Source organism: Gemmatimonas sp., assembly GCF_036405635.1.
In the GTDB taxonomy this organism is placed as follows: Bacteria; Gemmatimonadota; Gemmatimonadetes; order Gemmatimonadales; family Gemmatimonadaceae; genus Gemmatimonas.
The window spans coordinates 18,515-30,229 of record NZ_DASWXE010000239.1; the positions used below are offsets into that span (position 1 = coordinate 18,515).

Consider the following 11,715-nt stretch of genomic DNA (forward strand, 5'->3'; position numbering starts at 1 on the left):
GATGCTCAAAAGTTGCTCGACCGATAAGTCTGCCGGTCGTAGTTGAACTTGAGTTCCGGCTGCGCCTTCAGGGCAATGAAGAAGTTGAAGGCGAAATTGCCATTGGGGGTCTGCGAGAACGAGAACACCGCATTCCAGTCATGCATCGCGCGCTGGAGCCCAATCTGCTGGCTGGAGAAACGCGACCGCACCACATCGTACTGGGTGGTCCACTGCGCGGCCCAGTTCTGCGTGATGTTGAACGACATCGTGGCGTTCACATTCTGCGTGGGCGGCTGGATGAACACCGGTGCGCCAATGGCACTCTGGCCACTGTTCGAGCCCGTGGGCGGGGCGTTCTGTGCGTTCTGAATGCAGAGATCATACGCCAGAATACCGAACGCCCGCTGCGGTTCACACAGCTGCTCGGGGTTGTTCACGATCTGCGTTCCACCTCTGACTGGACGCTGCCGTGCGGCGTTGTACTGAATATTCAGGTTCCACCCCTGCCCCGTCGGCAAGGCCATCTGCATGCCACGCATGGTGCCACCGCCAGCCGCATTCATGTTGCGCGACTGCCGGTCCACGTTGAGGTCGTTGGCATTCTGACGATTGGCTGCCGTAGTGCTGTCGGTCTCGAGCGTAGCCTTGCGGCCGATCAGGCGACCCAACAACGCGATCAGCCCCGACTTGCCGTCCAGTGAGAACGTGACGCCGAAGTCGGTGCGAAACGGATCGAACGTGGCGGTATCCGATGCCATGTCGCCCTGAAACAGATCGTACGAGGCACGGAAGTCGAAGCCCGGCAACAGATCGGTGCGCCCACCGATGGTGAAAGTCCGCTCGGACAAGCCGTTGCCCAACGTATCCGCACGCACAAAATCGTACGACAGGGTCGAGAAGTTGAGCGAGAGCAGTTTGATCTTCCGCCCCGCCCCATCGCCTTGATCCACAGAATCCGCAGGAGGACGCAACTTGGCTTCAAGGTTGGTCGCCAGGCTCAGCCCAACACGATTCTGCTTGAGTGCGCCGACATAGCCGACGCGGGAACGTCCCATCGCTTCCAGGAACTCATCCGACACCGACGCCTGGGGCGAATAGGAATAGCTGATACCAGGCGTGATGGAATGGCGCAGCCGCGCGATCGGCCCAAGCCCTGGCAGCATGGCGTAGAGCGTTGGTGATGCGGACACGGTGTAGTTCAGCCGCTTGCTCTGCTGGACCCAGCGCCCGGCGCTGCGTTCCGACCGGGTGAAGAGGCCCGCCCCGGTTTCGACATTGGTCAGCGTGACGGCTGGTGACACGTTCCAGCTGCCTTGAAAGAAACGCGGAAGGTTGAACGAGGTTTGCCAGTCAAAATCCGACTGGAAGGTCTTGGCAAACACCCGCGTCACGCGATACGAGGTATCGCGCACACCGACGATCTCGCGCTGCTCGGGGAAATCGCGGAACTGTTCGTTCATGGTGAACGAGTTCTGCCACTGGAAGTCCCAGAGCTTGATCGGCGTGTCGAACTGGAACTGGGTGTTGCGACGGCTCGCATTGAATCGGCTGCTGTCGATCCCACCACCCGGGGCCGCGTTGTACACCCACGGGAACTGCAGCCCCTGGTCGATGCGGCTCTGGCCAGCAACGGCCAGACGCAGGGAGGGCGTCCACGTCGCCGGCCCCGCCTCGAGCGAGCCGGTCGTCACGTTGAGCGACGGGAAGTCCATGTCGACCTGCGTACGACCGGGATACTGCACGCGCGAGCCACCCACATTGATCTGTGCGGGGCCGATCTTGGTCTGGTAGTTGAGCTGCGAACGGATGGTGGCGTTGGCGGCGACCGGATTGATGGTCGTGGCCCGCTGCACCATGGTGTTCTGCACCCAATTCAGTCGGGCCGTGAGTCTGGTATCGCGCGAGAAGTCCTGGTTGTGATTCCAGGTGTACGACGTATTGGTGGTGCCGTTGCGGAGCCCCATGTAGCTCGACGCAAGCTCACCCGTCACGAACCGGTCGAGCCACTTGTAGCGCAACTCTGCGTTGCCGCGGATGAACCCCGGGTCGACATCCGAGCTGCGCGCACCGCTGCGCCAGTCGAAGGACGTCTCGAAGTTCATGTAGTCGTTGATGGCCAGGAAATAGCCGATATTCTGCACGCTGCGGCGATACGACGGGCTGTTCCGGAACAGTTCCGCCATGCCGAAGTTGGGCGTGAGCAACCCGCTGCGTCGTCCAGAGCGAATATCCTGGAAGAAGAAGGGAATCCAGAACACCGGCACTTCGCCGATGTACAGCACGCCTGGGCGGGCCACCATGACGTTCTGCGAGATGAACTTCATCTCGCCCGTCGTGAAGTGAAAATGCGGTTCGGTGTGATCGCAGTAAGTGAACGAACCGTTCTTGGCGAACACGATGTGCCGGCCGCTCACCACAGTATCACTGACCAACGCACTGCGCCGCGCACTCAGATACAGCCGCTGGCCCGAAGTCACGGACGTCGAAAAGGCGCCGGTGAGGCCCTGCTTGCTCGTCAGGTCGTACTCGATGCGGCCATTGGCGATGAAGTCGTCGGCGTCCGTCTGCGTGGGGTCGCGCAACAGCACGGAGTCGCCGAGCGCGATCACCTTCTTGGTGGAATCATCGTAGGTGATCGAGTCGCCGACGAGCATGGTCTCATCGCGCTGCACACCGGACGGCTTGCCCTGCAGGGTCAGGATGCGTGTCTGCGCATTGAACTGCACCGTGTCGCCCTGATACTGGACTTTCTTGTAGCCGACCTTGTCGAGCAGCAGCCGCATGGTGGAGTCAGGAGTCGCCCACTCGAACACCTTGCGGTCCTTGCTCAGGCCGCGCACGCTGTCCGCGGCGGCGCTGTCGCGGCGCGCTCCCGTCTGTGCGGGGCGCACCGGCGGCTGGCCACCCGGAGGACGCACCTGTGCCGCCGCCACGCCAAGCGGCAGCCCGGCCGATAGCCCCACGACCATCAACAACTGGCGCAGGACCATCGCACGATGGCGCGCCCATGCGGCAAATCGCGTCACGCGACCTCGGCAGCCAGACGATGCTCGCGGCGACGCGCGATGAATCGCGACACCGTGATGGACGCTTCGTACAGCGCATACAGCGGAACCGTCAGCAACAGCAGCGACGTCGGATCACTACCCGGCGTAATGAGCGCGGCCGCGATCAGGCAGCCCACCAACGCATGACGCCGGAACTTGGAGAGGAGCTGCGGCTGCACGATGCCCAGCGCCGACATCAGCGCGATGACGACCGGCAATTCGAACACCGCACCAAACGCCAGGCACATGGACGTGACGAACGACATGTAACCGTCGACCGTCTGCATGGTGTTCACCGAATCGCTCTCGAAGCTCGCATAGAACGCCAGCGTCACCGGAATAACGTATTTGAATGCGAGGGCCATGCCGGCGAGAAACAACATCGCGGCCGCGACCAGCGCCGGGATCACCACCTTCTTCTCATGGCCGTACAGCGCCGGTGAGAGGAAACCCCAGACCTGCCATACGATAACCGGCGATGCCGCAATTACCCCAAGGGTGACCGATGCGTTCATCACAATGTCAAACAGGTCACCCACGTGGGTGACCATCAGCGGTTGCCGCAAATACGGCTGAATCGGCTGGGCAAGGATGCCGACAATATCGATGCGCTTCGAGTACAGCAGTGCGAATGCGCCAACCACGCCAATGGCAATGGCGACGGCGCACTTGAACAATCGCCACCGCAGTTCCTCGAGGTGTTCAAGGAACGGCATCTCTCCCGGTGTACTCCCAGCCATCTATTGCTCGTCCTGACGTGCTCGCCGCGTTGAGGTCAGCGCAGCGTCTTGAGGGTCTCTTCCGCCAGCGCCGCTTCGTTGCTGCGCGGGTACTTCGCGATCACCTGCTCGAACAGTTGCTTGGCCTGCGCCGAGTTGTTCTGACGCAGCAGCAGCTGCGCCCGCTTGTACAGCGCCGTCGGCGCCTTGGCCGACGTCGGATGCGCGCTCACCACTGCGGCGTACGCCGCATCTGCCGCCGCCAGGTTGTTCTCCTTGGCCAACGACTCGGCGATCCAGTACTGCGCGTCGGGCACATAGTCCGACGTGGGGTACGTGGTGATCAGCTCCTGGAACAACGTGCGCGCCGTGGACGTGCTACCACGGTTGAGCTGGTCCATGCCGTTCGTAAACAGCTGATTGGGACCCGGACCGGTTGGCGTCATCGCGGCCGAATCAACAGGTACAGCGGCCGGGGGGGGATTGCGCGTCCCCGACGAGGTGCCCGAAGCGTTCGGCGGCCCGCCAGTCGGCGGACCAGCTGGCTGCATGGGCACCGGCGCATTGTTGCGAGCCTCGAGTTCTGCGCGCAGGCGACCGATGGTGGCCTGGCTCTGGCCGAGCAGCGTCTGCACCTGCAGGAGTTGCTCACGAATGGCGCGCATCTCGCCACGCACATCACCCTGGATGCTCACCGTACGAGCACCAACACGGGAGAGTGAGTCGCTCGCGACCTGCAACAAGCGCATGGTCTGCGTGAGCGTCTCCTGATGCTGCTGTTGCTGGCGCAGTACTTCGGTGCGCAATGCCAGCACATCGCTCTGCACGATGCGCACATCGCCTCGCGTGGCAAAGCAGCCCCCCGTGGCCGCCAGGGCCACGAGGGGAACCAGCCGCCACACACGGTGGAAGCGCATGGTCAAACCTCCGAGTGTGGCAGGAAACATCACGGCGCGGGACGCAGGTTGTCGCCGCCCGCGGTGATCTCGAACTCATCGCGACGGTTCTTCGACCACGCCTCTTCGGACGTGCCCTGCACCGCCGGACGCTCGCGACCGAACGACGAGGTCTCGACACGCGACGCATCGACGCCACGATCGATCAGGTAGCGCTTCGCCACTTCGGAACGCCGACGACCCAGCGCGATGTTGTACTCATCGCTACCGCGCTCGTCGCAGTGACCCGCGATCCGGATACGCAGATTCGGGTTCGCATTGAGGATGGCGAGCTTCGCATCGAGCGACGCACGCGCATCATCACGCAGCTCGTCGGCATCGTACTCGAAGTAGATCGTCTCGAGCAGCACGGCACGCGCCGCCGCGATCTTGGACCGGTACGCTTCCATGGTGTCGACCGGCGCCGGCGCCGGCGTGTTGCGCACCGGTGCCTCGTTCGTGGGAGCCGGAGCCGGGGTGGGCGCAGGCGCGGGCGGCTGCTTCTTCTTGCACGCACCGAGGACGAGCGTCGTGGACACCAGGACCGTCAACACACGAGAGACACGCATCATGAATACTCCGAAGCGGGAGGGTAAAGTGTTGAACGCGCTTACTGCGCGAGCAATCGGGGGGACCAGGCTGACAATCGCGTTTCCGGACCGAACGTGAGCTGCCGCGTGCGTCCCGTCTCCGTGTCCACGATCCACAATTGACGCGTGCCGCTGCGCGTGGATGTGAATACGACATGCCGCGAATCCGGTGCCCATGACGGGTCATCGTTGCGGCCATCGTTCGTCACCTGCTTCACCGATTGATCGCGCAGGTTGATGGTCATGATCTGAAACGTGCCACCATTGCGCGACTGGAAGGCAACGAGACGACCGTCAGGAGACCAATCCGGTCCCGCGCGATAGTCCCGATCACCGAATGCCGCCGCCGTCAGCAACTCAGTGTTCGTGCCGTCCAGATCACTAATATACACCTCCGGGTGCCCCGAGCGATCGGACATGAATGCCAGTCGCTGACCATCTGGGCTGAAGCTCGCCTGCGCACTCGCACGGCCTCGTCCCACCGTGATACGACGTGGCGTTCCACCATCGATCGGCTGCTGATACAAATCCGTTCCAGTATCCGAACCTCGCGCAAACACCACCGTGCGCCCATCGGGCGAGACGATCGGCGTGGTGTGTTCCACTCCCTGCGCGCTGGCGATCACACGCTGCGCACCGGTGGACAGATCGGTGAGCATGATCGGATTGCGCACGCCGTCGAGCACGCTGTACACGATGCCGCGACCACTCGGCAACCACTGCGGCGACATTCCACTGGGCGTCACGGCGGTCACATTTGCGCCGTCACTATCCGTTGTCCACACGCGGCCGCCGCGCGTAAAGGCGATACGCGTCTGCGCAATGCCGCGAGCGCCCGTGATCCACTCCTCCACACCATCGGACACACCATGCACCGCAAGGCGCCAACCAGCCGACAACGCCGGCGTCGGCAGCGGGAAATCGCGGCTGTTCTTCACGTTCTTGAGGCCGACGTCGTGCAGCGCCACACGCACCCAACCGGTCGGCAACAACGTCACCTGTACGATGCCATCCACGCCAAGCTTGGTGAACAGCGCATAGTTGATGGGACCATTGACGGCCGGCGCACTCGTCGAGGCCACCACCGTGAAACGATCGCTGAAATCCAGGTCGCGACTCACGATGCGGGCGATGGAGTCACCGTTGGCGCCAGCAATGGGCAATACGATCAGGGTCGTCTTCTGGCCCGGTCGATACTGGATCGACAGACTGACCCCCTTCTCCTGCGCGGATGCGAGGCGCGGGAAGGCGAGCAGCGTGAGCGTGGCGAGTGCAGCCAACACACCGAGCACCGCACGGAAGCGGGGCGCAGGCAGCACGGCCGTCGATCGCGATTGACGAAGAGGCATCAGTTGGGGCGAAGAGCGTAGTCGAAGGTGAAGTACACAACCAGTACGTCATCAGACCACCCAGCAGGGAGCGGTCCGAAACTGCGAGTGGAGCCAACAGCCTCGACAGCACCCACACCGTCGAGGTCATACAAACGATCGCCAGAGGCCCGCACCACCTCGATCCCGGCGACCGAGCCATCGCGCCGGATCATGAACTTCACTTCGGTGATGAGTGCCGCCGAGACGCGTCTGGGAGACCAGTTGAGCGTGATCTGCCGAACGATGTTGCTCAGGTACCCAGGAAACGGGAACGCGATCCCATCTGTGCGCACGTTCGCGACGTCAGCACCCTTGGTGCCTGTTGCGCCGGCTCCGGCCTTGGGTGCGGAGGTGCTCTTGGTCGCAGCAGGGTCAGCGGTCTTGGAGCCCGCCTGCTTGGAACGGGTCGGCGATGGCGTAGCCTTCGGCGACGGCATCACCTTCTTCGCCGTGCTCGGCTTCGGCACCACCTTCTCTTCCTTGATGCGCTCCGCGCCCGCGACGTCCGGTGCCTTGGCAGCGGGAGCGGCAGTGGGGGTCTCCACACCGGCTTGCCGCGGCCCCGCCTGACCCACCAGCTCCACGCGATAGATCGGCGGACGCTGTGGTTCGGGCCTCGTGCTCCACCAGGCCACCAGTGCCGCCATCGCCCCATGCACCACCACCGACGCCAACATCCCGCGCGTCAGCGACGTGGGGGCTGCGCTCCCCGTCGCACGCGCCGTCGTCACCGCCGCTCCTCTGGCTCGGCCACGAGGCCCACATCGGTGATGCCACTGGCACGCATCGCCGCCACCACCTGCACCACGCGCCCGTAGGGCACGGCCTCATCGGCTCGCAGGTACACGCCGCCCCCACCCTTCTTTTCAGAGAGCGCCTTGATGCTGCCCGCAAACTCTTCATACGAAAGACGCGTCTCGTCCACAAAGATCTGACCGCGCTGGTCGACAGTGACGACGAGGCCGTTCTTGGGTTCCAGCGGTCGCACATCGGCCGTTGGCAACGCGATATCCACGCCGCCCTGCATGATGGGCGCCGTGATCATGAAGATCACCATGAGCAGCATCATCACGTCGATCAGCGAGACCACGTTGATCTCGCCATTGACGCCCATCCGCTCACCACGACGGCCGCGTCGCATGAATCAGATCCGCCCTTCGCGAACCATGAGTGCGATCAGCTCGGACCCGAAGCCCTCGAGGGCGTTGTCGAAACGATTCAGGCGGGCCGCAAACACGTTGTAGGCAAACGCGGCCGGGATGGCCACGGCCAGGGCAGCGGCTGTCGCCAAGAGCGCCGTGGCGATACCGGGGGCCACCGCCCCGATGTTGCCGGACCCCTTGGTGGCAATCCCTTCGAACGCCTCGATCACGCCAAGCACGGTACCGAACAGGCCGATGAGCGGCGAGACGCTGCCCACCGTCGCGAGCCACGGAATGAAGCGTCCCAGCTCCTCGCGTTCCTTTCCGGTTTCGGAATCGAGCACAAGGCGCAGCGCCTCGACTTGTGAACCGGACAAACGGGCCGTGCGATCGGACGTGGCACCGAGCGCGGGCTTGGTGTCGTGCAGGAACTGCACGGCACGCGAGAACACTGCGGTGAAGGCGCTCGACTTCACACGCTGCGCGAGCAGCATGGCGTCGTCGATACCGCGCGCCCGCTCGAACTCATGAACAAAACTCTGGCCGTTTGACTCCGCGGTGCTGAACGCGCGCCACTTCGCGAACATGATGCCCCATGACGCGAGAGACAGTACCGCGAGCAGCGCGAGGACAAACTTGGTCACGGGGTCGCTCGTGATCACCAGCGAGATCAACGATGACGACGCGGGGGCTGCTCCACCCACGGTGGACAGCTGCAGCAGCATCGGTTCCATCACTGCCATCACGACGCAACGCTCCGGGCACGACGGGCCGAGAAGAAGGCGTAGGTGTTCTCGAGTCCTTCACGCAGTGTCACCGTCGGCTTCCAACCCAACACCGACTGAGCCTTCTGGGTGTTCAGTGCCGAGCGCGCCAGTTCGCCAGGACGTGCCGGTGCATACTCGATCGGTGCCGTCGCCTGAGACACCGACCGTAGCGTTTCGGCCAGCGTATTCACCGAAGTCTCCACGCTGGTGCCGACGTTGAACGCTCGTGCATCCAGGCGGCCGCGCGGCGGCAGCTCACGCGTGGCCGCGGCGAAGTTCGCGGCGGCCACGTCACCGGCATAGACGTAGTCGCGCGTCTGTTCACCGTCACCGAACACCGTGAGCGCCCGACCGTCGAGCAACCGATTGCAGAAGATGGCCACCACACCCGCCTCACCATGAGGATCCTGACGAGGGCCGTACACGTTGCCGTACCGCAAAGCCACCGTGTCGAGCCCATGAACGCGACCGTAGTACGCGAGGTAGTACTCGACAGAGAGCTTGGCGATCCCGTAGGGGGCTTCTGGGTCCTTTGCGAACGTCTCTGCGCTCGGCGGCGGATCGAAGTCGCCGTACAGTGCACCGCCGGTGGACGAGAACACGGTGCGCGTGGGATGGCCGCTTGCACGGATCGCTTCCATCAGGTTGAGCGTCCCGAGAATGTTGCGCGTGGCATCATACGCGGGATCGAGCACGGAACGGCGCACATCGATCTGCGCCGCGAGATGACACATCACATCGAACTGTCCTTCGCGCACCAAGTCGGCGGCTTCAGGTGATGTGATGTCGCCACGCACGAAACGCGCAGCACTGGGGATGTTCTCTTCACGACCACTCGAGAGATCGTCGAGGATCGTGACGGACCAGCCTTCCGCCACAAAGCGGTCTGCCACATGGGAGCCGATAAAACCGGCACCACCCGTCACCAGCACCGTCTTGGCCATGCCGTTCGCTGCCTCTGTAGTTCAGGTTCGGAGGGAATCCAGCAATGTACACACGCGCCGAGAGCCATGGGGCGCCCGGCGCGTGCGATATGTGATGTCTGGGGCCGGCGCCTGGAACGCCGGGTGCTACGACTCGATGGTCTCGATCAGGGGGCCTTGGCGAATCGGCGCGCCGCCATGCCGGTGGCGATCTCGTGACCGTACTGGCGCAGAATGATGGCCGTACTGGAGGCACCGTCCACCCGTACCACCCGTACGGTCGCGGTGAGCTTCTCCGCCGGGTTGCCTGCCGGCTGATGATACAGGGCGATTTCGTCACCGGCCTTGAGACCCTTGTCACTGCCGGCGTCGAGCACGAGGTAACTCTGCAGGGTGGGCAACAATTCGGTGCGTTCGAGCCAGCGGACGGTGGTCGAGACATCAGGCGTCTCGAGACGCTGCGCCACACTGCGAGGAGCGGGTTCACCACTGGCCGTCAGCACTCGCTGACCGCCCTCAATGCGCCCCGACTGGCGACGCACGATGGCCAGCGCCGGGCGACCGGCCTCGACCTGGGTCACTTCCAGTACGCCCGCGGGGATAGCCACGACCGTCTTACCATCGACGGAGCGGTACTCCGAGAAGGCGACCAAACGCTGTCCCACCGTGTACGCCCCAGCAGTTCCTGCAGCCAGCTCGACTTCGTCGGTCTTGATGGCGCGCGTCGGGTACGCGTCGTGGCCAGTGGCCTCGCTCGCGCCACGGCGGCGCACGATCTGCCCTGCGGCCGCGCGCTGAGCGTCGGTGATGAGGAACGGCGCGGCGTCGTATTCACCCTGACGGGGAACCGGCGTGTTGGGGTTCATCGCAGCCAGAGCACGGCGTTCGGCTTCGGCCGCATCGGGGATGTCACGATGAAAGACCGTAAGCGCTTCACTCGCCTTGCGGGATGCAGCCTGCTCTCCGGAGTTCACGAGGCCGACGCGCACCGTGGCGCGATCCTCGCCCATGATGGTGCCACGCGCCGGCGTGAGATTGAGGCGTCCCGTGTCCTGACCAGCGCGGGCGACTTCGGAGCTGGCCGTAACCGATGCGGCCGCACGACTACCTGCCACGGGGCTATTGGCACCGGTCGATGCACTGCGGGCGGGTGCAACTGGACGGGCCGAACGCTCACCGGCCGGAACAGGCGCCGCATTGCCTTTGCTCGCGGTCTGCGCGGCAAGCGATCCCGAGGCGCCAGCAGCGGGCTTGGTGGAAGCCGGCGTGGGCAACGTGCCTTCTCCGGCCTTCGCCAGTGCCACCTTGGGCACCGTGCTGTCCGCCGGTGCAGCCGCGACCTGGCCCGCGTTCGCACCACGAACGGACGGCTTGGCGGGTACGGTGAGCTTCTGGCCGACGCGCAGCGGGGCCGAGCCTTGAGTGTCGATCTGATTGCGACGGGCCAGATCCTGCCACTGGTGACCATCGCCGTAGTAGCGGGCGGCCAGGCTCCAGAGCGTTTCACCTGACTTCACCACGTGAGTGGCGGTCTGAGCAGACACGGGCGCCGATGCCGACGCCTGTGCGTGAACGACCGTGGGACGCCACACCACCAGCAGGGCCAGCGTACCCACGACGGCGATCGCGAGCTTGAACAACAGCCCCGACGCATCCGTGCGGGTCAAAGCAGACGTCGAGGGCGCCTTCTTGGCAGCGCGCATCAGTGAGTATCCCAAGGTAAAAAGAATTCGTCACGCAGGCTATCACATCGGAGACGCACGCCATCAATCCCGGTAACGGGGGCACCGTCACGCCTGCGGCGTGTTCCATTTCATTTGCTGCGCGTTACGCGAAGAAAGGCGGGAGCCACCGAATCCGGCGGCTCCCGCCTGCCGATTTTCCTCAGAACGGGAGGTCGTCGTCCTCGTCCTGCAGCGCGCCCGGGAAATCCGAGAAATCGTCGTTACCCGTTGCACCTGCGGCTGCAGCCTTGGGGCGAGCGGCAGCCGGCGCGGACCGACGCGGAGCCGATTCGAATTCCTCGCCGCCTGAGCCGCCGGCGCCACCGCGGCCACCAAGCAGCATCAGCTCGCGGACCCGGATTTCGGTGGTGTAACGGGTCTGGTTGTCCTTGTCCTGCCACTGGCGGTACTCGATCTCGCCCTCGACGTAGATCTTCTCGCCCTTGCGCACGTACTTCTCCACCACGTCAGCCAGGCCGGAGCCGCGCGAGTTGTTCCAGACCACACAGCGATGCC

11 protein-coding genes are annotated in these 11,715 nt (G+C 64.2%); all 11 read right to left on the minus strand.

Annotated features, from left to right (window positions below; genetic code table 11):
- Positions 1-5: 5 nt before the first annotated feature.
- Positions 6-3,008 carry a putative LPS assembly protein LptD gene (locus VGE27_RS18860; RefSeq protein WP_331051224.1) on the minus strand — a complete coding sequence of 1,001 codons (3,003 nt, stop codon included), beginning with the start codon at positions 3,006-3,008 and terminating at the stop codon, positions 6-8.
- Positions 3,005-3,769 (minus strand): twin-arginine translocase subunit TatC, encoded by a 765-nt coding sequence (gene tatC, locus VGE27_RS18865; protein ID WP_331051225.1) that lies wholly within the window; start codon positions 3,767-3,769, stop codon positions 3,005-3,007. The genes VGE27_RS18860 and tatC overlap by 4 nt, the downstream gene beginning before the upstream one ends.
- Positions 3,770-3,804: 35 nt before the next feature.
- Complete coding sequence (ybgF, locus tag VGE27_RS18870; RefSeq protein ID WP_331051226.1) at positions 3,805-4,665, minus strand: tol-pal system protein YbgF; 861 nt, start codon at positions 4,663-4,665, stop codon at positions 3,805-3,807.
- A gap of 29 nt (positions 4,666-4,694) precedes the next feature.
- Entirely contained in the window at positions 4,695-5,255 is a 561-nt protein-coding gene (locus VGE27_RS18875; RefSeq protein WP_331051227.1) for an OmpA family protein, read from the minus strand.
- Positions 5,256-5,293: 38 nt separating this feature from the next.
- A complete protein-coding gene (locus VGE27_RS18880) occupies positions 5,294-6,622 on the minus strand; it encodes a hypothetical protein (protein ID WP_331051228.1) in 1,329 nt (442 codons plus the stop codon).
- The gene (locus tag VGE27_RS18885) at positions 6,622-7,374 is read right to left on the minus strand and encodes an energy transducer TonB (protein ID WP_331051229.1); all 753 of its coding nucleotides are present in this window, start codon (positions 7,372-7,374) and stop codon (positions 6,622-6,624) included. Before VGE27_RS18885 ends, VGE27_RS18880 begins: the two co-directional genes overlap by 1 nt.
- Positions 7,371-7,784 (minus strand): biopolymer transporter ExbD, encoded by a 414-nt coding sequence (locus VGE27_RS18890; protein ID WP_331051230.1) that lies wholly within the window; start codon positions 7,782-7,784, stop codon positions 7,371-7,373. The genes VGE27_RS18885 and VGE27_RS18890 overlap by 4 nt, the downstream gene beginning before the upstream one ends.
- A gap of 3 nt (positions 7,785-7,787) precedes the next feature.
- Complete coding sequence (locus VGE27_RS18895) at positions 7,788-8,528, minus strand: MotA/TolQ/ExbB proton channel family protein (RefSeq protein WP_331051234.1); 741 nt, start codon at positions 8,526-8,528, stop codon at positions 7,788-7,790.
- Positions 8,528-9,496: an NAD-dependent epimerase/dehydratase family protein gene (locus tag VGE27_RS18900; RefSeq protein WP_331051231.1), complete on the minus strand. Its 969-nt coding sequence runs from the start codon at positions 9,494-9,496 to the stop codon at positions 8,528-8,530. Before VGE27_RS18900 ends, VGE27_RS18895 begins: the two co-directional genes overlap by 1 nt.
- 146 nt (positions 9,497-9,642) lie before the next feature.
- Positions 9,643-11,178, minus strand: a complete 1,536-nt coding sequence (locus VGE27_RS18905; protein ID WP_331051232.1) for a LysM peptidoglycan-binding domain-containing protein — start codon at positions 11,176-11,178, stop codon at positions 9,643-9,645.
- Positions 11,179-11,359: 181 nt separating this feature from the next.
- The coding region (locus tag VGE27_RS18910; protein WP_331051233.1) for a single-stranded DNA-binding protein at positions 11,360-11,715 on the minus strand (356 nt) is incomplete at its 5' end.

Coding starts and splice junctions, on each gene's coding strand:
- tatC (WP_331051225.1), bottom strand. CDS start 3,769: ATGGCTGGGAGTACACCGGGAGAGATGCCGTTCCTTGAACACCTCGAG.
- ybgF (WP_331051226.1), bottom strand. CDS start 4,665: ATGCGCTTCCACCGTGTGTGGCGGCTGGTTCCCCTCGTGGCCCTGGCG.
- VGE27_RS18875 (WP_331051227.1), bottom strand. CDS start 5,255: ATGATGCGTGTCTCTCGTGTGTTGACGGTCCTGGTGTCCACGACGCTC.
- VGE27_RS18880 (WP_331051228.1), bottom strand. CDS start 6,622: ATGCCTCTTCGTCAATCGCGATCGACGGCCGTGCTGCCTGCGCCCCGC.
- VGE27_RS18890 (WP_331051230.1), bottom strand. CDS start 7,784: ATGCGACGCGGCCGTCGTGGTGAGCGGATGGGCGTCAATGGCGAGATC.
- VGE27_RS18895 (WP_331051234.1), bottom strand. CDS start 8,528: ATGGCAGTGATGGAACCGATGCTGCTGCAGCTGTCCACCGTGGGTGGA.
- VGE27_RS18900 (WP_331051231.1), bottom strand. CDS start 9,496: ATGGCCAAGACGGTGCTGGTGACGGGTGGTGCCGGTTTTATCGGCTCC.
- VGE27_RS18905 (WP_331051232.1), bottom strand. CDS start 11,178: ATGCGCGCTGCCAAGAAGGCGCCCTCGACGTCTGCTTTGACCCGCACG.